Below are 26,298 nucleotides of genomic sequence, written 5' to 3' on the forward strand. Positions count from 1 at the left end.
AATTTAAAATACACTTGCGTGTTTATTGCGAATTCTCAAAAGAAGTATCTATTACATTTGTTTCGAACTTTTAATGAAATATATAAAATGAAAAAACTTCTTTTTAAGTCAGTACTGATTTTAATAATCCAATTTTTATCTTCCTGTGATAGTGATGATGATCAATCCTTAGTATTAACCACTGTAAAAGGACGGGTATACGATGTTGAAAGAAATATTAATATAGAAGGGTTGGAAGTGTCAGTGTTGAAAACAGATTGTTTTATAGGTTGCGATTCTGAATTTATTGATTCTGCAATAACCGATGAAAATGGTAATTATTCTATTACGTACCATCATATTCCAGGTGAGCGATATGTTTTGTCAAAACCTTATTTTGAATCAGAATATTATACAGAGTTTATAGAAGTTGAAAAAGAGATAGAGGAAGGCGTGGAAAATATAAAAGATATTGACGCTTGGCTCCCTGTCATTATAAAACTAAATGCTCGCATAACAAATAACGAAAATGGGCCTTTACGAATATTCAGTAACATCATTAACCATAATGATCTAAGCTTTGTTTTTTCTCCAAATCACGTTATAGATGAACAAGAAAAGGATACTATAGTATATATGGAAGGGAGACCAAATTCACAAATTGAATTGGATTTTGTATATGCAACAGGATATTCTAATGAAGATTATCATCATTATCGTGAGATTGTTCAAACGAGTTTGGCTGATACACTTAGCGTATCTTATATAGTAGATTGTTCAAGTTTTTAATTTCTATCTTCAAGTTTAAAATAGTTTATTATTAGTGTTCAAAATAATACCTTTGTCGTTACTTATGACAAGGATATTAACTAAACAAGAACTTCATAATCTGGCAATGAATATTGTTGGAGAAGAGCTAGAAGAAAGGGGTTACGAATTTATTGCGATTAATAGTAAAATAGGAAAGCATCCACAGTTTGTATGTATTGATGCTTCTAATCAAAGATACTTTGTAATTGTAAAAGCAGTAGCATATCCAGATAATCCACATAATTATGATATGGTATGGATGGAAGCATTTAAAAAGCATGCCAGAGAACAAGAGGCAAAAGTATTTTATGCAGGTGTTGGATTACAGAATTCAGAAAATCCCAATAAGCCTATTTTATTAAATGAAGAATATGTTTTAGAATATGCTGGATTACAAGTAATAGAAACACATCTTAATTAAAGCCTATGATTCGTAATCTTCTTATTTATTGCTTGCTAGTATGTCTGTTATCCTGCAAGAAAACACCGGAACAGTATCTTAATTATACAAGTGGAGATGCATTTGGCACTACATTTTCGGTTCAGTTTATTGATAAAAATGAAATTGATCTTTCTGCATCTTATGATAGTATAATAAATGTGATTAATACCTCAATGTCGACGTATCAAAATGACTCTGATATTTCTAAAATAAACTTTGGGGATACAACCGTTTCTGTAGATAATCATTTTAAAAATGTATTTAATACTTCAAAAAGAATTTATAAAGAAACAGAAGGAGTTTTTGATCCTACTGTTGGCGTTTTGGTGAATGCTTGGGATTTTGGGCCAAAAGGTAAAATAGTAGCGTTAGATAGTCTTAAAATAGATAGTTTGTTAATCTCTGTTGGGTTAGACAAGGTGATATTACAGGATAATAAGATTGTGAAACAATATCCTAACACTTTTATTGATTTTAATGCTTTGGCAAAAGGGTACGCGGTTGATGTATTTGCTGAGTTTTTGGAAGCTAAAAACTTTGAAAATTATTTAGTGGAAATAGGAGGCGAGATTAGAGGTAAAGGCAGTAACTTGATCAAAGTGAAGCCTTGGAAAATTGGAGTAGAAGATCCAAATTTTGATCAAACACAATCTTATAGCAAAGTACTTTCTTTAAAAAATGAAGCAATGGCCACTTCAGGAAGCTATCGCAAATTTAAGTTAGATGAAAATGGGAATAGGTATGCACATATTATTGATACAAAAACGGGGTATCCTCATAAGTCCAATCTCTTAAGTGTTTCGATTTTAGCTAAAACCTGTATGGAAGCCGATGCATACGCTACTGCTTTGATGTCTATGGGACTAGAGAGATCCAAACAGTTTCTAAATGAACATCCAGAACTGAAAGTTTATTTTATTTATGAAGATGATAAAAAGGAACTAAAAACACTTACGCTAAATGGTTTTCCTGATAACTAATCAAAAAAAAAGTAGTTAACCGATCAGCTGTTTAACCATTCTTTAAAGTCATTTGTCTTTTGTCTACTTACTATAAATTCTTGATCTCTTGAGTTTGAAATAGAAAGTTTAACTCGATGATTAAAATATGAATCTATTTTCTGAATTGAATTTTTAGAAATAATTTGCCCGCGATTTATTCTATAGAATTGATTAGAATCCAGTGAATTAAATAATTGATCCATGGTTTCGTCAATAATATATCTTTTATTAGAAGTTACTCCGAAAGTTATACTGTCTTGAGAATAAATATATAGAAGATCAGAAATCTTAATTTGTACAAATCCATTCCCTTCTTTGACCAAAATCCCTGTTCGACTATTGGTAACAATCTGCATGCTGTCAAGTAGCTTTTTTAGGATACTTGGGTCAACTGTAGGTTGTCTATTGGATTTGGTGAATTTATTTAACGCATTATCTAACTCATCTTGCTGGATAGGTTTTAATAAATAATCTATGCTGTTTACTTTAAATGCTTGAATAGCATATTGATCGAAAGCTGTGGTAAAAATGATAGGGACATCAACATCTGTTTTCTGAAAAATTTCAAAACTTAATCCATCGGCCAATTGGATATCCATAAAAACTAAATCAGGAGCAGTGTTTTTCTGAAACCATTCCACAGCATCTTCGACGGTATCGATGATATCCAATAATTGATATTCAAAATTACAAGAAGCAAGCTTACTTTGTAATTGATTTGCTGCTCGTGGTTCGTCTTCAATGATTAATACCTGCATACTTATTTTTTTGATCAGAAAGTTTTAACAATGGAAGGGAAACAATGAATTGAGTTGAATCATTTTTTATTTCAATTGGTTTGCTAGAAATTAAGGCATAGCGTTTTTCAATATTTTTTAGCCCAACTTTTGTAGAAGGTATTTGAGTTGATTTAGGTTGAATCTTGTTAGTTACTATTAAGGAATTATCTTTAATTTCTACTGATATGACTAATGGTTTTGATCTTGAAATTACATTGTGTTTTATGGCGTTTTCTAATAAAAGCTGAAGACTCATAGGTACAATCATAACATCTAATGAAGCTTTTGGAATATCCCAATTCACTTTCAGGTTATTCCCGAATCTTTCTGATTGTATATGAATATAGGACTTTGCGAATTTTAATTCATCTCTAAGTGAAATCAGATTTGCGTTTCCGGACTCCAATATAAAACGATATACATCCGATAGTTTGTCTACAAATTCTTTTGCATCCTCTTTAGAATTTTGATCAATAATATCGCGTAGCGTATTAAGGGTATTGAATAAAAAATGTGGCTGTGCTTGATTTCTTAGGGTGTCTAATTGTGCTTGCACAATCATCTGCTTTGTCTGTTCTTCTTCTCTTATTGATTTCTTGAGTCTTATGTAGAAATAAATTGCTTCATATATCGCCATAGTCATAGTACTTATCAAAATAATCGGCAGTAATACTTTAGCTCTAGAAACAGGATTATAGTTAATGCTCCAGATCAATGATAATAAAATACCACCAACAATATCTACTATGATTACGGTACTAACAATAGCGATAAAGAATAGGACAATACGCTTTCTGTTATCTTTAAAGTCAGGGAATCTCTTTCGTAAAAAAATCATAATACCACGTATGATAAACCAATCACAGGTGGAAAAGAATAGCGAAATATTCCAACGAATAATTGCTTCGGTTAGAGAATATCTTTCAAAAGAACTATTAAACAGGAAGTATGTAACAAAACTAAGAATTAAGATGCCAATGATGATGAACCAAAAGTCATCAAACCCCAAATATTTTATACGCTTTTTCTTGTTGACCAACATTTTTAGCTTGATTATAGTTTAAGTAATGGCATACCTTGTTTAGCTTGATAAAATGTGAATCCAATCCACGTTGCATAGAGTAATCCAAAAAATAGCACTGTAACGATCTGGTTTCTGTTAGAAGCCTTCCATTTTTTAGATACCCATAATGCGAATAACGGAATTATTTGTATCCCATGCAATCCGAAAAAATGAGCTACCCTCAAATCTCCACTTATAGTACTCCAATTAACCAGCGGGAGACCTGTTCCTTCATCTGCGGGGCCAACATTATGAGTCATTTGAGTTATCATCTGACCACCTACCCAGCTACCGAAAAATATAATTAACCAACCCATTAAGATAGCATATTGAATAGATTTTGTGGTGTCTAATTTCAATCGTATTGTATCAAAAATAAATAATAGCATGATCAATACATTGATTCCAATGAAAAATCCCATTCCTAAAAATAGTATAGCATCAAAGGGAGTAGACTCATTATAATGCGATGGAACACCTCTTGAAGCTTGATAAAAAATAATACCTAATTCTAATAATAATGTATAGGAAACGATATTATTTATAATGTTCTTCTTTCTTTTAGAGTATGGATATATAGTCATTAAATATCCTACGGTCAAAGTGTAAATAGCTATTGAGATTGAGAATTTTAGAGGTTTGATCCAAACACTAATTCCTTCTAAGGTTCTGTCGTCTATAAAAAGTCCTACTATACATACAATCGCAATGATAAAATTGATTAGTACAGCCCAATAAAGAATAGGACTTTCTTTTTTTACGATACGGAATACTTCATTTAGATACTTCATTATTTTTTTAGTTTAATTGTTCTGATGATCGTAAAAAGTAAAAAGCCTATAGGGCCTAGCATAAATGTGGCAAAAAGGCAAGGAGCGATTAATAGTTGATGAATTCCTAATTTTTTATTTTGATCTAGTATCCACATTCCAATAAGGAGGTCAAAAGCTAGATAATGCACCCAGCCAGCCAGTACAGCATTTTCTTCGGTAAATAATTCCATAACCGAATTTAAACTGCCAAAATCCATTCCTCCGCCTATTTGCATAGCTAGAAAAATATAAATAGCATATACAACAGATAATAGTAAGGGGACTATTTTAAATTCAATTAGAAATCGAGTCACTTTCCATTTTGGTAGTAGCATCATTAAGATCCACATAGGCATAGCGGTCATATTGGCAAAAGAAAAGACATCAGTCGGAGTCATATTTGTTCAGTTTTTAAATGGTGAATTGATTATTTGATGAGCTCAATTTCCTGCTATTGGAAAGAAAATAAAATGACTTTATCCCTGAACCGTCGTTAATTCATATTGAAATGTAATATTACAGGGTCAATAAAAGATACGGTTCAGAAAATCTGGTATGTGTGTAGAAGAAAATTAATAACTCAATACACATATTGATTTGAAAGCCTATTTTATTTATGAAATGAAAAAAAGGAGTTAAAACACTTACCGTAAAAGGTTTTCCTGATAATGAATACTATTTTATTGTCTTCCTGTAAAATCATTTTTACTCGTTAAAAGTAGGGGTTCCCTAATTTATACTTTTAGGTTTTTTAATTCATAGTTAACTTCATTATCAAATACTTGATATCAGGAATTTTATTGAATTATGATGTTTTTAAAATGTTATAATTTCTCGTGTAACAATGGAACAAAATTTGCTACAGATATTATGTAGGGCAAACAACTAACTAACACTCAAATCATCAATATGGGGTACAATGATGAGATCAAAATTTTTAACGGAATTGTAAAAGGGAATGAAAAGGTATTAAAGGATTTTTATGAAAGGAATTTTACTGTAATTAATAGTTTTATAATTAAGAATTCTGGTACTGAAAGAGATTCGGAAGATATATTTCAGGACGCACTCATTATATTATATCAAAAATTAAAATCCAATTCTTTGGTTATAAATTGTTCAATACACACATATTTTTATGGGGTTTGTAAAAATATGTGGAGAACCAGACTAAGAAAAAAGAGTAGGATATCGTATTGTAATGATATTGTTGATGATCTGAAGTTGGAGGATAATACGGATATTATAAAAGAGATAGAACAAAGCGAAAGGGAAAAATTATTTAGAAAGCACTTTGTAAACCTTAATTGTAAATGCAAACAAATACTTAGCTTGTTTTTAGAAGGGAAAAGTATGAGGGAAATAGGTTTAATAACTGGTCATTCTGAGGGATATGTTAGGAAAAAGAAGTTTGAGAGCAAAAAGCAATTACTGGAAATGATAGAAAAGGATTCATTGTTCTCTGAATTGATGTTTATATCAAAACCTGTGGCTATAAGTAAAGAAGTTTCTTGAGAATTAAATAGATTATAAGAAGTCACATTATGGCTTATAACATACTGGAAGTATTTCTCCTGGAGCAAGACAATATTTAATTACTTCTTCTTTAGAAAGGTCATTGGTGTAATCTACTTCGCTTACTTGGAAACCTATAGATCGTAGTTTGTCGAAGTAATCTCTTCCATATACTCTTACATGATCATATTGACCAAAAATTTTAGCACGTTCTTTTGAATCTGTAATACTATTATCTTCAAAAGTAGTCGCTTTGCTAAGATCTTGTGGAATTTGTAAAATTGCCATTCCACCAGGTTTAAGAACTCTTAATAGCTCTTTCATAGCTTTCGTGTCATCCGGAATGTGTTCTAAAACATGATTACAAAATATGATGTCATATTCGTTCGTTGCAAATGGAAGATTACAAATGTCAGCTTTCACATCTGCTAATGGAGAGATAAGATCTGTAGTGGTATAATCTAAGTTTTTTAAGCTTCTAAACCTTTTATAAAAAGCCTGTTCTGGTGCAAAATGTAAAACTTTAGCTTTCGCTGTGAAAAAATTAGTTTCATTCTGGAGATATAACCAAAGTAATCGGTGTCTTTCTAAAGAAAGGGTAGAGGGAGAAAGTACATTGTCTCTTTGGGTACCATAGCCATATGGTAAAAACTTAGAAAAACTTTTACCATCAATTGGGTCAGTAAATTTATTTCCTCTTAAGAAAAATGAAATTAACGGTCTTACCACGTAACTCAAACGAATTAGTAGTGGTCTAGGTATTGTATTTAGTATAAGTTTAAAGAGTTTTTTCATGGATACAGATTACACAAAGGACAAAAAGAAGTCTCAAAGTTTCACGAAGTTTACATAATAAAACGTTTGATTCCATTTTTAAGCAAACTTACATGGAAATTAATAAGAAGACCAAGTTTATATTCTCCAAGTTTTAAATATGTAAGAACCTGCGCAGAATGGACATCCGTAAAATGTTCAACTGTTTTCAATTCTATTACTACTTTATTTTCTACCAAAATATCTATTCGGTATCCTTGGTCAAGTTTAATGTCTTTATATATTACCGGTAAGGGTTTCTCTTTATAAATTTTTAAACCTTTCTTTTTCAGTTCATAGCATAAACATTCCTGATAAGCAGACTCAAGCAGACCGGGTCCCAAATTTCTATGTACTTCTATTGCACAGCCGATAATAATTTTAGATATTTCATCTTCTGTCATTTTTCTTTGTGAATTCTTTGAGAAACTTAGTGAAATATAAAAAAGTACCGTAACTAAACAGCTAATAATTCTTGCCTAAAAGTATCTTCTTCATCGGATTCGATACCTAATGCCTGATAGATGTATTTAAACGTAGAAAGAATCTCTGGTTTACCATCTATAATAGCAACATCATGTTCGAAATGAGCACTGGGTTTTCCATCTGCAGTAAGAATGGTCCATCCATCTCTTAATTGTTTGATACGATGTGTACCCATATTTGTCATAGGTTCTATGGCTACTACCATTCCTTCAATAAATTTTTTGCCTCTTCCACGTCGTCCATAATTAGGCATTTCCGGATCTTCATGCATTTTACGACCTAATCCGTGTCCTACAAGCTCTCTAACCACTCCGTATCCAGCTTCTTCAGTAAATTTCTGGATAGCATATCCCACATCACCTACTCGTTTTCCAACCCTTAATTCTGCAATACCTACATAAAGGGATTCTTTAGTAATCTTTAATAATCGCTCAACTTCTGGAGACACTTCTCCCACAGGAAAAGTATAAGCGTGGTCTCCATAGAATTCATTTTTGATTGCTCCGCAATCTATAGAAATGATATCCCCTTCTTTTAATGGAGTGTTATTGGGAATACCGTGTACTACCTGTTCATTTGGACTCATACATAAAGTATTAGGAAAATCATATAACCCTAAAAAACCGGGAACAGCACCATGATCTCTTATAAACTCCTCGGCTAACTTATCTAGTTGTAAGGTAGTTACTCCTGGTTTTACCTCCGTAGCAAGCATACCTAATGTCTTAGAGACAATGAGTGCACTCTCGCGCATTAATTCTATTTCTTCACGTGTTTTAACGATAATCATAGTATTCCTAATTATGGGAAGGCAAATTTACAAAGAATATTATTAGTGAAACTGTATTTTAGGAATTCGATATTGATGAAGTATTTAAAATATTTGGTTGAATTATTCTATTGAAAACAAGAATCGTTTCTTTAAAATATCAATAAATAATTTTTATTATAACGGTTTAAAGCTACAGTATATCTATAGTAACGAAGGATTTTTTTAATTTTTTTAAAAAAATTGAAAAAATTACGCAGCGTTTTTATTTTTTCAGGTTTAATAGATAGAAAACCCAATATAATATTCATTTTAAAAAAAGTAAACCATGAGAAAATTTTTGATTTGTACAGTAACTTTAGGATTAATGGCAAGTTGTGCTGTAGAGGATATGGATGACAATGTATCTATTCAGAATAGTGATAAGGAAAATTTTGAGACGTATAATAGCCTGGATGGTGCTATGGATAGTTTTGATATAATTTCGGAGAAGGCTTTTGAAGACGTTCAAAGTTCATCAAAAAGTTTTCAGGAAAGTTGTGTTTCTGTTGAGTTATTAGTTTCTAACCAGGAAAACCCATTACTAGGTTTTGAGGAATATGACTATTACAGTAAGATGATTCTGAATTATACAGAAGAACAATGTCAGTTTGATGACTGGACTGGTAGGCTGGAGTATTACGTTGCAGGAGTATTTAATCAGAAGTGGAAAGATTCAACAATATTCAAAAATGTAATAGGAAATGATGGCTATATGTTTGATGGTTATAGAATAGCTGAACAAAATGAAGCTTTAAGTACAGAAACGACAAAGGTGTTTGATGTTGTAATAGATGGAGTTATTACTGAACCTAACGGAGATTCTTATCGTTATGCAGCCAATAGAAACTTTGAGTTTGAGAACCGATTTACTGCAGAAGAAATTATCACACTAAAGGAGTCATCTTCAGTAGAAGGTATTACCGAGACATTCTTTATGAGATCAGAGTCTGTCGATGGTGCACCATTGGTTTATAAAGTAGCTTGTTTTAATAGATATAATTTTTTAAAATACCCTGTTCAAGGATCGTTAGATTTTTCTAGCAGTTTTGGTGTCAACTTCAATATTGATTTTGGAGATGGAGTTTGTGATAAAGAAGTTATATTAACAGGTGATAATGGAGAATCTATTGTTTTTGATTTATAATAGGTAATTTAGTTAAATGTAAAAACCGTTTGTAAATCTACTTACAGACGGTTTTTTTATGCAATTTTTTTCAGGTTTCAAATCATTTTCTTCAAGGAAGTTCTATACTATCATTTGTGTAGGATAAAGCCTTAATATTACTATGAAAAACCTTTCTTGTTAAGATTAAACCGTAATAGTTGATAATGTTGATTCCGGTCTACACTTCGACTTCGCTCAGTGTGACACGCTAGAATGACAAAAAAATGAAAAGATAAAAGCTCATTATTATGGTTTAGGCTGGAATCTATAATAATGTTAATGGTTTTACATGTTAGAACCTATTCATTACTCGTGATTAAATAGATAGGTCCTATTCTTCTTTACGGAAAGTAAAAATATAAATTACATTTTCAATAAACTCTAATATAAAATTATAGTTCTTCTATTTGTATTGAGGCTGATTCAGGTATCCAATTGCCTTAATTAATTAGGAGTTTTACATTTACGCACAGGATTTAGAAAAAAAATCCTTATTGGAATCTTAATCAATTTGATGTGTTTTATGAAGAATAAAATTTAGGTCAATATTATTTATTACAACCTTTTCCAGTAATAACATGTATACTATCCTTTTTTGATATCTTTAATTTTAGGGATTTGGCTAATCTGGTTAATACTTTTATAGTCGTAGCTTTTTCAAAAGACCCTGAGTATCTGCAGTTAAGGATATCAGCGTTTTTTAGTAGGATTTTAGCATCATAATTTTCTCCGAGATCATTAATAATTTTGTCAACACTTGTATTTTGATAATGTAAGATACCTGTTTTCCAGGCGAATCGATTTGAAGGTTTTTTTAATGAAGAAATACCATTTTGATCTATAAGAAGGCTTTCTCCCGGAATTAAACCCCTAACTTCTTTAGTACTATTGTGAACCACTTTTGCGGTTCCATTAATAAGAGTCAAGAGATCTCCTTTAGTATCAGAATGGATGGCAAAAGAATTACCTGTAATTTGTATTTTGGAATATTTCCCGAACAGGATAAACGGTTTAGATACATCGCTCTTAATATTTAAAAATACGGTACCGGTTATATCCGCTCTTCGAAATCCTTGTTTTGTAGCAGTAAAATTTACTTTACTGTTTTTTCTAACTACAATAGTACTAGAGTCAGGAAGCTTATTGTATTTGGTGTGTTCGGTAGAGGCATATTTGTCCGAAGCTGTATAGGTAACCGTAATGACTCCTTTTTCAATAATTTCATCTTCTGGTTCTAACGTAGTTACATCTATCGGTTTAGCGATTATATCTTTTTTGGATTCATTTATATCTTCTGTTATAGCATTTTCAGTTATAAGGATATTAGTATCTTCTTTTTCGTGGGATATTGTATCGTTAGTATTCGTTACAAGGTTGAGATTTTCTTTTTGAACAGGAATTTCTGTACTCGTTTCTTCTAAGTTTGTTTCTGACGTTTGGTTACTCTTGATATAATATAAAGTAAAGACACTAATAAACATTAGGATAATTACACCAATTGTATACCATAAAAAAGAACTTTTATCATCTGATTTTTCTTGTACAGCATCAAAAATATTGTCAAAGCTATGCCTAGACGATTCCATGACATCATCTTTAAATTTTGTATTCAAAAGCTCTTTTAAAAGGTCCTTATCCTCTTTCATTTGGTTCTCGTTTAGAGATAGCAATTAGTATTTTTCAATTCCGATAGCTCTCATGTTTTCTAAAAGTTTTTTCCTTGCTCTTGTATAATTTGATCTAGAAGTACTTTCTTTAATCTTCAATATTTTTCCTATTTCTTTATGCGAATAGCCTTCAATGGCATATAAGTTTAATACGTATCTATATTGCTCAGGCAAATCACTTATTAATGTTCTTAACTTTTCTGCCGAAAGTTGCTTTGAAAATTGATCTTTTTCAATTTCGCCTAATTCCTGGGCATCATTCTCTTCGATTAATTCTGAATTATCTATTAAAACAGTCTTTTTCATTTTATGCCAGTGATCAATTGCACTATTCACAACGATTCTTTCTATCCAACTTCCTAATGTTCCATTATGCTTATATTTTTTAATGTTTTTAAAAACTTTGATAAATGCATCCTGCACTATATCCTCTGCATCAGATTGATTTTTGCAATAGCGAAAACTTACCGCAAGCATTCTGGGCATAAAGGCGTTATATATTTTTTCCATGGCATCCCGGTTATTCTTCTTACAAGCTTTAACCAGTCTGTCTTGCTCTTCTTTATTCATGAATAAGGGTTAGTGCTTACTCTCATAAATTATAACTGAGAATGTAGGATTTCGCTGCGTGTATTATTTATAAATTATTATAATAAAATGTTAAATATACTAAAATGAAATTTTGATATAAAAAAAGCAGCCACACTAAATGTGTGACTGCTATATAACTTTAGATACTTTTATATTTATTTAATTAGTGACTTTTGAGTCATTGCTATAGGTTGATCTATTCCTATAAGCTCTAGAATTGTAGGTGCAATGTCGCCCAGTACTCCATCTTTTATTTGTATTTGATCATTATCAATGAAGATAATCGGAACGGGATTCGTTGTATGAGCTGTGTTAGGGGATCCATCGGGATTAATCATTGTTTCGCAATTCCCATGATCTGCAATTAATATGGTGCTGTATCCGTTTTCTAATCCGGTTGTTACCACATCCTTCACGCATTGATCTACTGCTTCACAAGCTTTGATAGCTGCTTCCATAACTCCGGTATGACCTACCATATCACCATTGGCAAAGTTTAAGCAGACAAAATCGGTTTCTCCTTTTTGTAATTCAGGTATAAGAGCGTTTTTTAATTCATAGGCACTCATTTCTGGTTTAAGGTCATAGGTGGCTACTTTTGGAGAATTTCTAAGAATTCTGGACTCACCTTCAAAAGGTTCTTCTTGTCCACCAGAAAAGAAAAAGGTAACGTGCGGATATTTTTCGGTTTCTGCAATACGAATTTGTTTTTTACCGGCTTTGGATAATACCTCACCTAAGGTTTCGGTAATATTATCTTTATCATAGATTATATGAATTCCATCAAAATTCTCATCATAATTTGTCATGGTCACGTAATACAATGGTAATTTATGAGTATTGTATTCGTGCATATCTGACTGAGATAACATTTCTGTAAGTTCTCGACCTCGATCTGTTCTGAAATTAAAGAATATCACTACATCATCATCTTTAATTGTAGCGACAGGAGATCCGTTTTCTTCTATCACGATTGGTTTTATGAACTCATCAGTGATGTTATTATTATAGTTTTCCTGGATACTCTCGATGGCATTGGTGCTGGATTCTCCGATTCCGTTAACGATAAGATCATACGCCAGTTTTACACGTTCCCATCTTTTGTCACGATCCATTGCATAGTATCGTCCTACTATAGAGGCTAGTTTACCTGTAGATTCAGCCATATGTTTCTGAATCGCCGTAATATGGTTTATTCCTGATTTAGGATCTACGTCACGACCATCGGTAAAAGCATGTAAAAAAACATTTTCTAATCCTTGAGAATTCGCTACGTCTAATAATCCTTTTATGTGATTAATATGAGAATGTACTCCACCATCACTTACTAATCCTAATAGATGAACATTCTTATTGTTTTCCTTAGCATAACTTAGTGCATCAGTTAGTGTTTGTTCATTTTTTAATGTATCATTTTTAATAGCCAGGTTAATTTTGGCTAAATCCTGATAGACTATTCTTCCTGCTCCCAGATTCATGTGACCTACTTCGCTATTTCCCATTTGTCCATCAGGAAGCCCAACATGAAGACCATCAGTTCTTAAAGCTGCGTTAGGATATTTTGTGTATAGACTATCAATAAATGGGGTTTCAGCATGATCTATAGCAGAAACTTTAGGGTCTGGAGATGTTCCCCATCCATCCAGAATCATTAAGATTACTTTTTTGTTCATTTTCTTTATGTGATTTGATGTTTTTCAATCATCTATGTTAGTGATTGTTGAAAAGCATAACAAGAAGCTAAATTACGATATAGAATAGAAGCACCCAAAAATCAGTAAGTATCCATCCCTAATTTTCGTGGGTTCTGATTATTTATTTATATGTTTTTTTTGAAGAACTATTAATGGATTCTTATGGTTCAGGTTTAAAATGAGTTTTTCTTAGTATATGCTTCGGTTTTATGATGATAATTTAATTCTTTTTAAAAATGAAAAACTTGGTCATAAACTATTCGAATATTCACTCAATAACCTGATCTATATGTTTATTGTTAAACTGGAGATATCTATTAAGATTTTTAGATGTTAATTTTTGTAAAACATTATCAGAATATTTTGTTATGACCAGGTTAAAGTTCTGTTATTTATATTTTCAAGTGTAACAAATATGAGGTTTCATAAGTCTTGTATTTATAGAAAGCTATTAATCATAACTTAATAAATTACAACATCATGAAAAAAACAATTGTAACTGCATTGACTATAATGTTCATCACATCTGCTAGCTTTGCAACCGAAAAACATATGATGACGAATAGTCATAATTATGAACTTATTACTAATCAAGTAAGTACCTTTTGCATGGCAATAGTGAAAGGTGAAACTGACACAGTAAAGAAAATGATAGAACTAGGAAGCGATGTAAATAAAAAATCAGAAGGCATGACTCCATTAATGTATGCTGCTCGGTATAACAGAGTGGATATAATTAAAATTTTAGTGGAAAAAGGAGCAAAGATTAAAACAAGAGATAGTAAAGGTAATACTGCAATGAAATTTGCGAAATTATCCAATGCTAAAGAAGCTATTGCTCTTTTGGAAGAACTATCATAATATTTTAAAAATTCAAATCGTGAAAACTTCGCTTATTGGCTTTCTAAGCGAAGTTTTTTATTCCCCACTGTATTCTTTTATAGCTTCTTGAATTTTTTCGATACGATTATCAGGATCTGGATGCGTACTCTGAAATTCTGGAGTACGGTTAGGGCCAGCCGCATTTTTTAGAATTTGCATAACGCCAATCATTTCCTGTGGATTATAACCAGAATTGATCATAAACAAAACACCTAATTTGTCACTTTCTAATTCATCATCTCTACCATTACCCAAAAGTACATTTTGTCCTATTCCACTTACAAGCCCTCCGGCGTCAGCGCCAACAGAAGCTCCTGTAGAAATAGTTTTCCAAAACTCATGTTCCGCAATTCGTTCTGCAGAATGTCTACCTAATACATGCCCAATTTCATGACCCAATACACCGGCTAATTGATCTTCATTCTGTAATTTAGAATAGAGAGCAAAGGTTATAAATATTTGACCTCCTGGCAGTGCAAACGCATTAATCGTATTAGGATCTGCTAAAAGGTGAAATTCGTATTGGTAAGGTGATTGTCTTGCCATCGTATTCGCGATAAGCTTGTTTCCTACATTATCTACATAATTCTGAAGTTTTTGATCTGGATAAAGACCACCGTGTTGTCTAGTTATCTCCGGTTCACTCTGAAGTCCGATTGCTATTTCCTGATCTGTGGTCATGTTAATATTTTGAACTCTATCAGTATACTCATTAAGAGTTTTGTTATTACACTTCTTAAAGAAGGCAAAAGCCACAATAGCAAGTCCTATTAATATTCTTATTTTTAATCCACCACGTCTCATGGAGTTATATTTTTAGTTAATGTACATATGTTTTTTTCGGATTCATAAAGTTACTAAATATAAAAGTTGCTTACCAATAAATGAAAATAACATTTTTGGTAAGCAACTACTAGAGGTGTTGTGTTCGGGCTATTGAACACGAATAGTGCTAATTAGCATAGTTGATGCATGGTTAGCGATAAAAAAGTTGGGTATAATAGTACCTGCCATCTTGATCTTTTATTGCAGAAATACCAGTATACGTATAATTACCTTCTATATTTTCTTTATGTCCAGAACTGTTAAGCCATCCATTTACAACACTTTGTGCATCCGTATAAAATCTTGCTACATTTTCTGCTGTGCCTGTTGCATTCTCTTGATCACTTAAAACGTTTCCTCTTTGATTAAAATTATCATGATTAATCTGATTCACAGAAATCATATATTTAGTATGATCAATAGCTAATTGCTCTGCTGTTCCGTTTTTAGATAAGGTAGATAATCCCATACCTTGACGGTGTTGATTGACAAGTGCTAATATGGCATCAGAAATATTATTTTCATTAGTAAGTTCACTTGTTTCTACATCTGTAATTTCAGCATCATCGTCAGAAGAACATGATACTATTGTTATGATCATCAGTGTTATATATAAAAATCTTAAAATGCTTTTCATAAGATATTTAGCTTTCATATTATAACTGAAAGAAATTAGTTTTAGTATATGTTACAATAATTTAGGGTTAATGTCTAATACGTTTTGATCCATATATTGTTGTATGAATTCTGAAGTGAAATTAGAGCTCCCCATTAATACTGTCTTTTGCAATTCAGATTTAATATCAAGTTTTTTAAATTCTTTAAGCATTGGTACCGATGATGGAGCGTAGGAGTAATGCCAAGGCTCATATTTAAATCCTTTTCTGCCTTTTTTATTTGTATAAACAAGATAGAAACCAAAATCATTGGCGTTATGATCCATCCATGTTTTAAATCTGGTAAAAGGCCCTTCATTATGAAAATGTTTTTCTAAAAGTACATTTTTAGGTTGTTTAACACTTCCATCAACAATATCCAGATCTGTACCCCAATGATGACGAGAGGTTCCCGGAATGGTAGAGTACTCAATTATTTTACGGATCGCTTTTATAGGTGATAATCCACTGGCAGTATATCTTTCATATTTGCGTTCCCAAATACGATTTTGATGCTCATAGTCTCTATAACTGGAAACAACTTTAAGTTTAATATCTTGCTTTAAAGCTGCACTTCTCATTTTTAAAAAAGCTTGATGCGCTTTTTTACGTAGTTTATGTCCTTCGCCAACAAGTGTAGGATTTCCTTTTCCCATAAGATCACCTTTGGTATATTGCGACTGAAAATCTGCAAATGATATAGAAGACAATCCTACCAGTCCCATAGCACTTACTTGAATAAATTTTTTTCTTTGCATTATTAACAAAATTATCCTTTTGAATCAGAAAGAGTGATCCTTAAAACTTATAAATGTATCTGTAATTTAAGAAATTAAAATGAGACACCGCAGTTAATCATCTTATTATGATGCACTGCGGTGTTTTTTTGATCTTAAAAATCGAATATTTAATAATAAAATATTTTGTGATTATGAGAGTATACCATCCACTATACCATATTCCATAGATTCATCTGCATCCATCCAGTAATCACGGTTAAAATCCTTTAATACTTTATCGATATCTTGGCCACAATTATCTGCTAGAATTTGAGCACTTAATTCTTTAGTTTTTAAAATTTCCGTAGCTTGAATTTCTATATTAGAAGCTTGACCTCTAGCTCCACCACTAGGTTGGTGTATCATTACTTTAGCATGAGGTTGGATAAATCTACGTCCTTTTTTGCCAACACTTAAAAGAATAGATCCCATAGAAGCAGCTAAACCTGTACAGATAGTAGAAACAGGGCTCTTTAAAGCTTTAATAGTGTCATACATAGCGAATCCTGATGTTACATAACCACCCGGACTATTGATGTATAATTTTATTTCTTCATTACTAATCATATCCAGATACATCAATCTGTCAATTACATGCTTAGCTGATTTATCATCGACTTGACCCCACAGAAAAACACTACGGTCTTCTAGAAATTTTTTGTCTATTATATCTTGGATTTTTCCTGATTTCTCTTTCATATGATTTATGATTATTTTTTCTAAATGTAGTTAAAAGTATAATTATTTTTGATAAATAATGGTATACATTTTTATGATTTCACAAAATTTTATAATTGAAATTTTAAATGTCAAGAATCATATTCTTTGAATTTAGAATTTAGATACTGTTAAAAGCTCCATAAACTAGAATGGTTGTAATCTAAATAATTAAACTTAAGATATTTTTTGTTGATTATAACTTCTTAATAGTCATTCCTGTAGCTTGACCAATTATAGTAATATCAATAGTATTACTAGAGTTTACACCTCTTATTTTGATTCCATAACTCTGAAATGCACTTAAACTTAAAATCATTTTTCTGCTTGCGGTTGCATATCTGTTAGCATTGTTTCCTCCTGGTAGAGAAAAAATAGCACCAGTATTAGCTATAGGATTTGTGTTTTCACTTACAACCACTTCAAAAGATGGTCTGTTTGCATTTTCATCTTTTATAACAGAAACAGTATAAGAAACTTCATAAAGACCAGCCTCCGTTATTTGGACTTGGTCATTGTTTACATTATTGATAGATCCAGCAGATACTCTTGCGGTGTTTAATGGGATTTGAAAACCGTTTGGATTAAAACCATTAACAGATATGTCTGAATCAGTAGTATTATATTTATCTACATATGTAAGACTTGACGAAGTCCCTCCTCCCGAAAGATTATTAATCAAGTGCCAGTTGGTGCCATCACTTTGAATTTTTAAAACTGTGTTTGCTGCGATAGAGGTCTGGGTAGCGTTAGAGAGGTCTTGGTAAGCCGAAACAGTAACAGCAGATCCAGTTTGGTTTTTAAGGATGTGCTCACGACCATTACATGTATTCGCGTTAGGTAACGTGATAGTATGATTCCCTGTAATAATGATGGTGTAGTAGTCTTCGGTTAGTGTTAGAGCCCCCGTTGTATTAAGTATAGATTTTGAAAAAGAACCTTCAAGTTGTAAAGTTGAATTTGCTTTGTTAAAACCAGATGAGGGATCATCATAATCGCTATCAATAGGTACTTCTTGTGTATTGATATTGATCCCGAATCGTGTTTTGGAATCCGGACTATTATCGCTACCCTCAACTCTAAAAAACTCTCTATGAAATTGGCCTCTTCGGTAATCAAAACGTTTAAAAACTATTTGTTCATCACCATCATCACCAATGATAAATTCTAATCTACCATCATTAGCTGGGCCGGATGAACCGATTTCAAATAAATCCGTAGCGCCTGTACTTCCTTTCAGTCTAAAACTTCCATTTGCTGTGGTAAAAAATAATGGTTTATAAAAAGAAGCGCCAGCAGCGGCAAATTGAAGTGCAGATGTAGTCCCGTCACCATTTATATACACCAAAGGTTGATCATCATCTGTATAGTCTGTAATAGTCTGTGTTAATCCTAGAGTTTCTCTTCGACCAAATTGCAATAATGGGAGATTAGCGGACCTGATTTCCATTCTTACATCATTAATATGACCCAAAAAGGAGGTAGCCGGAAGCCCGGTATTACCATCCACCAACCAATTATCATTGGCTGTAGAAACCCAATTTGTACCATCAAAGACAAAAATTTTGCCTTCTTCAAGATTGTATAAAATAGCACCTGTTGCAGCTCCTGTTACTCCGTTCATTTCTGCAGTTGTGGCGGCGGTTGGTAACCCCATAACTGAGCCTGCATCTATTTGGGCATATACTTGAGTTAAACATAGAAGAAGTACAGTGAATAATAGTCTTTTCATTAAAATATTATCGGGACATAAAATTAAATCTAAAAAATATAAGCGACTTTTTAGAAAGTAACCAAGTTAATATTTTTTTTTCTATTTTTTCCCTGAAAATCTTAAAAGTATTTTAATCGACAGTTAGGTGTTTTGCAACTTATAATGCAGAAGGATTATTATCTCGTAATATATAAATATCCTGCTCTATCTTTTATTCCATTAGCGAATAAGACATAATAATATGTTCCTACTGGTAATTCTTCTCCTTTTGCAATAGTTGCTCGACCTTGGGAAATACCATTAAAAGCTTCCGAAGTTTGTTGAACTTCGTGATACGCTTTTCGGTTATAGACCAATACACCCCAACGATTATATATAAACAATTCATTATCTGGGAATTGTGCTAGTCCTTGTATGACAAAGGTATCATTAAATCCATCTCCGTTTGGAGAAACAGCAGTAAATACTTCTAGGTCGTCATCTAATATTCTGTTAGAAGTACCAAAGGTAAGTACCACATAATCATTAGGGATGATTAAGTCAGAGGTAATTTCACCGGTATCAAGATCTCCGGTTATTGCAGTATTTCCAAGATTAACCCACTCTTCTAAGTTTGGATCCCATCCTACAACTCTTAAGTCGGCTAAATCATTGACCAAGGTTGGAATATTACTATTGGTATCCCAAGTTAGCGTTACCCTGGTTTCTCGATCTCCATCTACGTCCCAAAACTCAAAAATGCTAATTCCAAATAACAAATCACCAAAATTATTTGTATCAAAATTATCTGAGAAAAAATTAGGGAAATTTGGATTTTCGAAGAAATAAGCTGCTCGAGCAGTGTTATTGGCTGCTTGACTCTCTATGCGAGCTGGTCTATGACGAAAATCATCACCAATAGGAAATGAAAAATCAAGCTGACCAGTGATAGTCGAATAACCATCAACATAACGATCGTTGTTTTCTCCTAAGTAAGGAGAGTCATTAAGGTAATCCAGAGAAACATTTATTTGATCTCTTGGTGTAAAAACTCTTCCGTTAGTAAATTCCTGAAAATTATTAATCCCAACGGCAACTTCCAGAAATAAGTCATCTAATACATCAATTTCCATATCGTAGAAAATAGGACGATTAGTTCCGGAAATTGTTAAGCTATTTTGATTGTAGAAACCAGTAAATCCCACATTTTGATCAAAATCTCCATCGTTTATTAAATCCAAATGAAACCCCACTTGACCTTGATCATGAATTTGTACATTTCCAAAGTTATGAAATGCAGTTTGAGCACTTAATACAAGCGAAAACAAAAACAGATATGTAGATATTATTTTTTTCATTTTATTCACCTAGTTTGGTCTGACTCTATAGGTGATTCTTCTATTTGTAATGATAGTCGCTGCTCCAACAGCAAAACCGTTTCCAAACTCTGAAGTTGAGTTAGATACTATAGCTGTTGAAGTAATAATACTTCCCGGAGGAATTATTGATCCCAGCGTAATACTGATGTTAAACCTATTTGTATTATCTGTATTGCCATCACTACCAGTGTATAGCGATGTAGTATTATCTGTATCAGCACCACTTCCTTCTACACCAGAACCTAAATATATTTGACCTTCACCATAATCTTGTGTTAGCCCTAATTGATTATCTCCAGGGGTTGCTGTTCCTTGATTAATATCTGTGAGAAAAACTTCTATAGTCGCACCAGGACGAGACCAACCAACAATTTTCAAAGTGGTACCTGAAATTGTTACTGATTCAAAAATAGGAAAATTAAGACTACCGTTTGGTCCAGTATCAGCATCACCTGTGTCATTTATTGTTACTCCATCATTTGCGATATCAATTCCTAAGGCGTCAGCAACTGTTCCATTAGCATATATAGAATTTTGAGATATTAGATTTCCAGATGTTGTTCCACCTGTTAATATGATACCTGACCCACCATTAGCATTAATGACATTATTAGTTACAGAGGAGTTGTTTTCTGCTAAATTGATACCACTTAACTCAGTACAACCATTATCACTTCCAGCGGTAGTTATTGTATTTTCTGTTATTGTTACATTACCCTGGTTGTCGAAAATTCCAGTTGAAGCGGAACTATCTATAAGATTGTTTTGTATCGTAACTCCGCTACCATTATTTATTCTGATATTGTATTCACAAGCTCGAAAACCATTATTGGTAATATGGTTGTTTTGAATAAGTGTTGAAGTTCCTCCATTAACAGAAATACCAAAATCAGTGTTTGAAGCAACATAGTTGCCATCAATAGTAACCGTTCCATCGGTAATTTCAAATCCATCATCAACATAACTACCTACACCAACAGGACCAAGTACTCCTAATGCATTAACTCCTAGTAGATTTTCAGTAATTAGATTTCCTGTACCAGAATCTTGGCGTATAGCTCTTCTATTTCCTCCATAAACGGCTAGATTTCTAATGACAAGGTTAGAAGCTTGTAATTGTATAACATCACCATTATCACTACGTACTTGTATTTCAGGTAAATCGTAATTTGGTAACGTGGTTGCAGAAGTTCCAACAGTGGTTCCTCCAGATCCAACCGTTCCCGTATTTGTATCTCCAGAATATGCTGTCTGTGTTCGACCATCAATATGTGTAGCATCATCAGTAATGACATCAAGAGGATCGCTATTTGGTAAATCGATATCAAAAAAACCACTCGCAAAGTTAGCATCTGGGGTTCTACCAAATAAATCTCCAGTAGGAGGGATCATAAAGATGGATGTATCTTCTCCTGCTGCTGGATCAAAAATACTATTTGTATCTATATCTAATCCTGTTTCATCCAGATTATTAGAGTTTATAATGAACTGACCTAGTGATCCCTGTCCATCATCATTAGTGTTAACTATAGTATTAAAATTAAAACCAAAATCTACATCAACAGCTCCTTCACTTAATATTGTGATTGTAGATACTGTTTGGGCGCCAACAAGTGTACCTGCAGCGACATCTTCGTTAGCAGGATTCGCACCACCAATTTCAGTAGTTACTGTCCCAAGTGTACTAGCTGCAAAAGTAGATCTAAATGTTTGAATGGGTAAACAAGTAGTACATGCTGTTCCACCTCCTCTTGTGGAGTTTACAGTGCCATTTACCACTCGTAGGCTATAGGTTCCATTAGCCATTCCACCGATATTATATTCACCATTTACATCAGTGATGTCAGAATCTACCAAAGTACCAGTGTTATCATAAAGTTCTACCGTAACTCCTTCAATACCAATACCAAAAGATGAAGCAAGATCTCTTCCGACTCCTCCAGGATAATTAACATCTTCAAAAACAGTACCTGTTATCAAATTACTGGGTACTTTTAATAAAACTGAATTTAGTAATACAAAATCACCACCAGTTTGAATATTAGTAGTGGCTGTAGTTTCTCCTAAAGTAATTAGAGAAGAAATGTCATATGTATCCAAATCAAAACCAAATAAAGAAGAATCGTTTATTGGTGGATCGGGAAGAATTGGAGTATCATCATATATTGTAGAATTGAATACACTTTCAAGAGGTGGTATATTATTTCCATCTCCCGTAAGGTTAGTTGTCCCGGCCGTAGTTGTAATAGAAATCACCTCATTTCCTGTTCGTTGTGGGTCTCCTTCCCAAGATAAAACAGAAGTTTTAGAACCTGTGGAGCCAATAGCAAAAAAACCACTTAATGTGTAATCTGTGGTGGTGTTCACTTGGCCATCAAAACCATTGTACATATTAATACTTACAGCTGGCAATGTGGGATTCGTATAAAAGATATATAAGGCCCATCCACCAAATACTGCAGTACCCGTGCAATATCCAAAAATGTCATCAGTAGTGTCAATACTAAGTCCAGAAAAATCATAGGTGTTGGAGGAAGGATCCGGAACACCTTGAACGATAGAGGTTACATCACTTACCATCCCATGATAAAGACCAAAAGCTGTATTAACTACATCTGCTGTAACAGGTTGTCCTTCAAAGAGAATGACGTCATCTGCAGCAGTACTGGAATGTGCCCAGGTTAAATATGCTTTTTCTATGGTCGAACCTGCTGGTATAGTTGTGGTTAAGGTATTTGCGGAAGAAGTTGTAATAGCACAGGGATCACCGGTTTCATCTTCTGTTCTCAAAGTACCTGCAGTTAGCGCATAATCATAATATCCGTTAAATTCATCGAATAAAGTCAGGGTAACATCATCATTTAAGGCAGGGTCGCCATCATCATTAATTGTTATTGTCCCATTTTGTGTACCAACTGAAGTATTACTGATATTACTCAAGTTTACAAAAAAGGTTTCTGCGTTTTCACCAAAAACATTGTTAATAATAGGAATTGTAAATGTTTGGGGTTCATTAAGACTTCCAATAAAATTTAGAGTACCTGAGGATGTAGTATAATCAGAATCGGCAAAAGCAGTATTATCTACTGTATTATAATCTACAGAAAAACCTCCAGTCACTGTGCCACCTGTAAGTCGCGCAGTAATGGTCGCTAATCCTATGTTTTCATTAACAGTCAGATCCTCAACTGCTACGGTAGGACCTAATACAGCTGAGATAACTAAATTATCTATAAAAGCAAATTCGGTTCCTTCAAAGGATTCATTACCGCCAATAACCTGTAGACGAAAAACCGTATTCGCAGATATAAAAGCAGAAATATCTTGTGTAAAGGTTCCTGTATTAGTTTCTACAATAGTTCCAGAGCCTATTTGGGTAAAATTAGCTCCGTTGTCATTGGACATAAAAATACCTAATTCTTCATTAAAAAAAGCATCTAAACCATTAGATGCCCAATCAAAACTAATAGTTGCAGAAGAGGCACCAGTAAGATCAAGAGTTCTATTTATCCCATGCCCACCATTATTATCAGCACCATTTCCAACAAAAGCTAAAACATTGGTATTACCGTTTGAGGTACCAAGAAAAATAAAAGTATCACCAAAGATAGGTGAACCATCGTCATTTGTTTCTACCCAATTAGTTGACCATGTTCCAGTACCATCATTTCTATTATAGGCTTGAGTGGTAAAATTATCAGCAAAAGTGGTTTGCCCAAACAAATTACTATTTGGTAAAGTAATTACCAATGTTAAAAGAAAATAGGATATGTTTTTTTTTAGTTTTTTCACTGGGCTATTTTCGATTTATCTTACTACAAAAACTACATTAATTAAAGAATTAAAATCGGCTGGAGTACCTATGATATCATAGGTCATTTCTCCGTTTGCATCTATTGCAACATTAGCAAAAACCGCTGGGTCAAAAAATGTTACATAATAGTATAATTCATTGGCTAAATATGTTGGTATAGTACCAGGCGATCCTGTACTTGATGCAGACGTAGCTGCATTAGCTAATGTGAATTGCTCTATATACTGATCATATAAATTGATACTTTCGTCTCCGGGAGCTGCCGTATTTGCCGAAATAGTACTAGCATCAATAGCAATAGAAGGAGGGTAGAATATTCTGGATGACTTAGCAGTATTCAACTCAACTACGGATCCATCAGTATTAACACCTAAGGCTTTGGTAGCTGTTGCAGTGCCTTCGAAATTAGGTGTTGTTTCTCCATACACTGGTAACTCTAATTCACCATCATCTTGAATTTTCATAGCAAGCCCTAATGTAGAAGCAGAAGAAACATTTCCAATAGTATTAAAAGAAAGACCATTGTTAGTTCCGGAATCTAATATAATGGCAGCATCAAAAGCATTGCCAGAATTCCTAAAAGCCAAACCTATTTGATTCGAATTATCTGTTCTTCTTAAAGTGATGTTTTCACCAGAAGATAGGTCTGTATTAAATTGTAATGTATTGGTGACCATGTTTACAGCGCGATTTGCTGTTAATGTTCCATCTGTATTATAAATGTTTTCTCCGTTTATAATTTGCCATCCTGTACTTGTAAATCGATATAGATTATCATCACCTAAGTTATAAACTATAGCTCCAATTTGTGGGCCAACGATCCCGGTTATTTCTGCGAAATCAGTTGCTGTTGGAAGCCCTAGGAGGTTGCCAGCATCTATTTGTGCACCTAAATTGGACACAAAAAAAATAAGCAATAAATAAAAAAATATCTTTTTCATGTTTTAGATCTTGAAAAATTTAATCTTTAGCTTACTAAATTTTAAAAATATTGAAACATTAATAAATTAAGGTAATCTAATTACTGTAAACATAAACCCTAGATCTGCTAAATCCAAGTTTGTAGTACCATTATCATTATCCCCTGCTCTTATTCTAAATCCAGTTGAGGAAATAGTAGAAGCTATATATCCAACCGTAGGATCATCATAACCAGCTCCTCCATTATCGGGGCAATTACCACCACAATCTTCAGGTGTTATCTGTATTATATAATTAGTGCTTCCAATATCAGGGAACGTAATATCAAACAATCCTTGACTTACACGAGTGATGGTTGCATTATAAACAGGTTTTGAAGCGGTTCCACTTAATTCATCAGCATTATGCCTACCTGCTGCCCATATCTGAGGTAATGCGGCTAAATCAGTTAGTGCTTGTTGAACATTTACTTCATTTGCTCCATCATTATCTACATCTAAGTTCGGACTTAATGGAACTTCAGAAGCATTTTGATCATCTGTAGATGGATCTCCAGGTGCTCCCGCTGGTGTAAAGTTGATATATCTAGTATCTCCACTACCTGGTAATGGTAAGCCAGTAGTTACATCTTGGAAAGTAACATCAATCTCCCAATTAGTTCCATTAAATGTAGGTAATGAATCTACAGTATATGTAACAAAGTTTGATAGATCCGCTGGGTCTCTAACCAATATAGCAGAATTTGTTTCCAGGTTTTGTATAAAAGCATCAGTTGTTATACCATTTAAATCATTAGGATGAATAACTATTTGGGTTGTAGTATTATAATTAGCAGAGTCAAATCGATATTCACCTGCAATTACATTTCCTGCTGTTGCAGTATTGAAATCATATTCAAAAGTATTAGGTCCTTGGTTACCTGTTGCTCCTGTAAATCCTGTTCTTCCAGTAGCACCTGTGAAACCAGTTCTACCCGTAAATCCTGTACGTCCGGTAGCACCTGT

At 33.0% G+C, this 26,298-nt stretch carries 24 protein-coding genes and 1 pseudogene; 6 read left to right on the plus strand and 19 right to left on the minus strand.

The genetic code is table 11. The features are described 5' to 3' along the window. Positions 1–87 precede the first annotated feature (87 nt). From Q0910_RS09960 to Q0910_RS09970, 3 genes are all read left to right on the plus strand, one after another. Positions 88–768 carry a carboxypeptidase-like regulatory domain-containing protein gene (locus tag Q0910_RS09960; RefSeq protein ID WP_299215526.1) on the plus strand — a complete coding sequence of 227 codons (681 nt, stop codon included), beginning with the start codon at positions 88–90 and terminating at the stop codon, positions 766–768. A 64-nt stretch (positions 769–832) separates the two neighbouring features. Next, on the plus strand, positions 833–1,210 hold the full coding sequence (locus tag Q0910_RS09965) for a Na(+)-translocating NADH-quinone reductase subunit F (protein WP_299215528.1): 378 nt from the start codon (positions 833–835) through the stop codon (positions 1,208–1,210). 5 nt (positions 1,211–1,215) lie between these two features. Beyond that, positions 1,216–2,211 (plus strand): FAD:protein FMN transferase, encoded by a 996-nt coding sequence (locus Q0910_RS09970; protein WP_299215530.1) that lies wholly within the window; start codon positions 1,216–1,218, stop codon positions 2,209–2,211. 23 nt (positions 2,212–2,234) lie between these two features. Here the strand turns inward: Q0910_RS09970 and Q0910_RS09975 are convergent, their stop codons facing one another. Genes Q0910_RS09975 through Q0910_RS09990 form a run of 4 tightly spaced genes read right to left on the minus strand, consistent with a single transcriptional unit; the run spans position 2,235 to position 5,284 of the window. Further along, the gene (locus Q0910_RS09975; protein ID WP_299215532.1) at positions 2,235–2,990 is read right to left on the minus strand and encodes a LytTR family DNA-binding domain-containing protein; all 756 of its coding nucleotides are present in this window, start codon (positions 2,988–2,990) and stop codon (positions 2,235–2,237) included. After that, positions 2,971–4,053 (minus strand): histidine kinase, encoded by a 1,083-nt coding sequence (locus Q0910_RS09980; RefSeq protein WP_299215534.1) that lies wholly within the window; start codon positions 4,051–4,053, stop codon positions 2,971–2,973. The genes Q0910_RS09975 and Q0910_RS09980 overlap by 20 nt, the downstream gene beginning before the upstream one ends. An 11-nt stretch (positions 4,054–4,064) precedes the next feature. Beyond that, positions 4,065–4,865: a hypothetical protein gene (locus tag Q0910_RS09985; protein ID WP_299215536.1), complete on the minus strand. Its 801-nt coding sequence runs from the start codon at positions 4,863–4,865 to the stop codon at positions 4,065–4,067. Further along, entirely contained in the window at positions 4,865–5,284 is a 420-nt protein-coding gene (locus Q0910_RS09990) for an ABA4-like family protein (RefSeq protein ID WP_299215538.1), read from the minus strand. Before Q0910_RS09990 ends, Q0910_RS09985 begins: the two co-directional genes overlap by 1 nt. A 511-nt stretch (positions 5,285–5,795) precedes the next feature. Between Q0910_RS09990 and Q0910_RS09995 the strand changes: the two genes are divergently transcribed. Beyond that, the gene (locus tag Q0910_RS09995) at positions 5,796–6,401 is read left to right on the plus strand and encodes a sigma-70 family RNA polymerase sigma factor (protein WP_299215540.1); all 606 of its coding nucleotides are present in this window, start codon (positions 5,796–5,798) and stop codon (positions 6,399–6,401) included. A gap of 27 nt (positions 6,402–6,428) precedes the next feature. Here Q0910_RS09995 and Q0910_RS10000 read toward each other — a convergent pair whose 3' ends face one another. The 3 genes from Q0910_RS10000 to map are packed head-to-tail and all read right to left on the minus strand — an operon-like array spanning position 6,429 to position 8,490. Beyond that, entirely contained in the window at positions 6,429–7,196 is a 768-nt protein-coding gene (locus Q0910_RS10000) for a class I SAM-dependent methyltransferase (protein WP_299215542.1), read from the minus strand. Positions 7,197–7,246: 50 nt separating this feature from the next. Next, positions 7,247–7,618, minus strand: a complete 372-nt coding sequence (locus Q0910_RS10005) for a GxxExxY protein (RefSeq protein ID WP_299215544.1) — start codon at positions 7,616–7,618, stop codon at positions 7,247–7,249. A gap of 53 nt (positions 7,619–7,671) precedes the next feature. Beyond that, complete coding sequence (gene map / locus Q0910_RS10010; protein ID WP_299215546.1) at positions 7,672–8,490, minus strand: type I methionyl aminopeptidase; 819 nt, start codon at positions 8,488–8,490, stop codon at positions 7,672–7,674. 307 nt (positions 8,491–8,797) lie between these two features. On the opposite strand from map, the gene Q0910_RS10015 reads away from it, so the two are divergent. Continuing rightward, the gene (locus Q0910_RS10015; protein ID WP_299215548.1) at positions 8,798–9,655 is read left to right on the plus strand and encodes a hypothetical protein; all 858 of its coding nucleotides are present in this window, start codon (positions 8,798–8,800) and stop codon (positions 9,653–9,655) included. Between the two features lie 569 nt (positions 9,656–10,224). Here the strand turns inward: Q0910_RS10015 and Q0910_RS10020 are convergent. The 3 genes from Q0910_RS10020 to gpmI form a co-directional block, all read right to left on the minus strand. Then, positions 10,225–11,322 carry a FecR family protein gene (locus Q0910_RS10020; protein ID WP_299215550.1) on the minus strand — a complete coding sequence of 366 codons (1,098 nt, stop codon included), beginning with the start codon at positions 11,320–11,322 and terminating at the stop codon, positions 10,225–10,227. Between the two features lie 24 nt (positions 11,323–11,346). Then, on the minus strand, positions 11,347–11,913 hold the full coding sequence (locus Q0910_RS10025; protein WP_299215552.1) for an RNA polymerase sigma factor: 567 nt from the start codon (positions 11,911–11,913) through the stop codon (positions 11,347–11,349). Positions 11,914–12,089: 176 nt separating this feature from the next. Further along, entirely contained in the window at positions 12,090–13,607 is a 1,518-nt protein-coding gene (gpmI, locus tag Q0910_RS10030) for a 2,3-bisphosphoglycerate-independent phosphoglycerate mutase (RefSeq protein WP_299215553.1), read from the minus strand. A gap of 501 nt (positions 13,608–14,108) precedes the next feature. Here gpmI and Q0910_RS10035 point away from each other — a divergent pair. Next, positions 14,109–14,489, plus strand: coding sequence for an ankyrin repeat domain-containing protein (locus tag Q0910_RS10035; RefSeq protein WP_299215555.1), 381 nt, complete (start codon positions 14,109–14,111; stop codon positions 14,487–14,489). Positions 14,490–14,546: 57 nt separating this feature from the next. Here Q0910_RS10035 and Q0910_RS10040 read toward each other — a convergent pair whose 3' ends face one another. The 9 genes and pseudogenes from Q0910_RS10040 to Q0910_RS10080 all read right to left on the minus strand — a co-directional run. Then, complete coding sequence (locus tag Q0910_RS10040; protein ID WP_299215558.1) at positions 14,547–15,314, minus strand: M48 family metalloprotease; 768 nt, start codon at positions 15,312–15,314, stop codon at positions 14,547–14,549. A 172-nt stretch (positions 15,315–15,486) separates the two neighbouring features. After that, positions 15,487–15,972 (minus strand): CAP domain-containing protein, encoded by a 486-nt coding sequence (locus Q0910_RS10045; RefSeq protein ID WP_299215560.1) that lies wholly within the window; start codon positions 15,970–15,972, stop codon positions 15,487–15,489. A 51-nt stretch (positions 15,973–16,023) separates the two neighbouring features. Continuing rightward, complete coding sequence (locus Q0910_RS10050; protein WP_299215562.1) at positions 16,024–16,749, minus strand: M15 family metallopeptidase; 726 nt, start codon at positions 16,747–16,749, stop codon at positions 16,024–16,026. Between the two features lie 171 nt (positions 16,750–16,920). Then, a complete protein-coding gene (locus Q0910_RS10055; protein WP_299215564.1) occupies positions 16,921–17,469 on the minus strand; it encodes a ClpP family protease in 549 nt (182 codons plus the stop codon). Positions 17,470–17,683: 214 nt separating this feature from the next. After that, a complete protein-coding gene (locus tag Q0910_RS10060) occupies positions 17,684–19,219 on the minus strand; it encodes a hypothetical protein (RefSeq protein ID WP_299215566.1) in 1,536 nt (511 codons plus the stop codon). A gap of 158 nt (positions 19,220–19,377) precedes the next feature. Next, positions 19,378–20,538 carry a gliding motility-associated C-terminal domain-containing protein gene (locus tag Q0910_RS10065; RefSeq protein WP_299215568.1) on the minus strand — a complete coding sequence of 387 codons (1,161 nt, stop codon included), beginning with the start codon at positions 20,536–20,538 and terminating at the stop codon, positions 19,378–19,380. 9 nt (positions 20,539–20,547) lie between these two features. Continuing rightward, complete coding sequence (locus tag Q0910_RS10070; RefSeq protein ID WP_299215570.1) at positions 20,548–24,351, minus strand: Calx-beta domain-containing protein; 3,804 nt, start codon at positions 24,349–24,351, stop codon at positions 20,548–20,550. A 15-nt stretch (positions 24,352–24,366) separates the two neighbouring features. Beyond that, positions 24,367–25,314, minus strand: a complete 948-nt coding sequence (locus Q0910_RS10075) for a hypothetical protein (protein WP_299215572.1) — start codon at positions 25,312–25,314, stop codon at positions 24,367–24,369. A gap of 66 nt (positions 25,315–25,380) precedes the next feature. Then, positions 25,381–26,298, minus strand: a pseudogene (locus tag Q0910_RS10080) (hypothetical protein); the annotation flags it as partial.

The organism is uncultured Aquimarina sp. (assembly GCF_947495315.1).
In the GTDB taxonomy this organism is placed as follows: Bacteria; Bacteroidota; Bacteroidia; order Flavobacteriales; family Flavobacteriaceae; genus Aquimarina.

Excerpts from the sequence above, each read along its gene's own strand:
- Q0910_RS09960 (WP_299215526.1), top strand. The coding sequence starts at position 88 with ATGAAAAAACTTCTTTTTAAGTCAGTACTGATTTTAATAATCCAATTT.
- Q0910_RS09965 (WP_299215528.1), top strand. The coding sequence starts at position 833 with ATGACAAGGATATTAACTAAACAAGAACTTCATAATCTGGCAATGAAT.
- Q0910_RS09970 (WP_299215530.1), top strand. The coding sequence starts at position 1,216 with ATGATTCGTAATCTTCTTATTTATTGCTTGCTAGTATGTCTGTTATCC.
- Q0910_RS09975 (WP_299215532.1), bottom strand. The coding sequence starts at position 2,990 with ATGCAGGTATTAATCATTGAAGACGAACCACGAGCAGCAAATCAATTA.
- Q0910_RS09980 (WP_299215534.1), bottom strand. The coding sequence starts at position 4,053 with ATGTTGGTCAACAAGAAAAAGCGTATAAAATATTTGGGGTTTGATGAC.
- Q0910_RS09985 (WP_299215536.1), bottom strand. The coding sequence starts at position 4,865 with ATGAAGTATCTAAATGAAGTATTCCGTATCGTAAAAAAAGAAAGTCCT.
- Q0910_RS09990 (WP_299215538.1), bottom strand. The coding sequence starts at position 5,284 with ATGACTCCGACTGATGTCTTTTCTTTTGCCAATATGACCGCTATGCCT.
- Q0910_RS09995 (WP_299215540.1), top strand. The coding sequence starts at position 5,796 with ATGGGGTACAATGATGAGATCAAAATTTTTAACGGAATTGTAAAAGGG.
- Q0910_RS10000 (WP_299215542.1), bottom strand. The coding sequence starts at position 7,196 with ATGAAAAAACTCTTTAAACTTATACTAAATACAATACCTAGACCACTA.
- Q0910_RS10005 (WP_299215544.1), bottom strand. The coding sequence starts at position 7,618 with ATGACAGAAGATGAAATATCTAAAATTATTATCGGCTGTGCAATAGAA.
- map (WP_299215546.1), bottom strand. The coding sequence starts at position 8,490 with ATGATTATCGTTAAAACACGTGAAGAAATAGAATTAATGCGCGAGAGT.
- Q0910_RS10015 (WP_299215548.1), top strand. The coding sequence starts at position 8,798 with ATGAGAAAATTTTTGATTTGTACAGTAACTTTAGGATTAATGGCAAGT.
- Q0910_RS10020 (WP_299215550.1), bottom strand. The coding sequence starts at position 11,322 with ATGAAAGAGGATAAGGACCTTTTAAAAGAGCTTTTGAATACAAAATTT.
- Q0910_RS10025 (WP_299215552.1), bottom strand. The coding sequence starts at position 11,913 with ATGAATAAAGAAGAGCAAGACAGACTGGTTAAAGCTTGTAAGAAGAAT.
- gpmI (WP_299215553.1), bottom strand. The coding sequence starts at position 13,607 with ATGAACAAAAAAGTAATCTTAATGATTCTGGATGGATGGGGAACATCT.
- Q0910_RS10035 (WP_299215555.1), top strand. The coding sequence starts at position 14,109 with ATGAAAAAAACAATTGTAACTGCATTGACTATAATGTTCATCACATCT.
- Q0910_RS10040 (WP_299215558.1), bottom strand. The coding sequence starts at position 15,314 with ATGAGACGTGGTGGATTAAAAATAAGAATATTAATAGGACTTGCTATT.
- Q0910_RS10045 (WP_299215560.1), bottom strand. The coding sequence starts at position 15,972 with ATGAAAAGCATTTTAAGATTTTTATATATAACACTGATGATCATAACA.
- Q0910_RS10050 (WP_299215562.1), bottom strand. The coding sequence starts at position 16,749 with ATGCAAAGAAAAAAATTTATTCAAGTAAGTGCTATGGGACTGGTAGGA.
- Q0910_RS10055 (WP_299215564.1), bottom strand. The coding sequence starts at position 17,469 with ATGAAAGAGAAATCAGGAAAAATCCAAGATATAATAGACAAAAAATTT.
- Q0910_RS10060 (WP_299215566.1), bottom strand. The coding sequence starts at position 19,219 with ATGAAAAGACTATTATTCACTGTACTTCTTCTATGTTTAACTCAAGTA.
- Q0910_RS10065 (WP_299215568.1), bottom strand. The coding sequence starts at position 20,538 with ATGAAAAAAATAATATCTACATATCTGTTTTTGTTTTCGCTTGTATTA.
- Q0910_RS10075 (WP_299215572.1), bottom strand. The coding sequence starts at position 25,314 with ATGAAAAAGATATTTTTTTATTTATTGCTTATTTTTTTTGTGTCCAAT.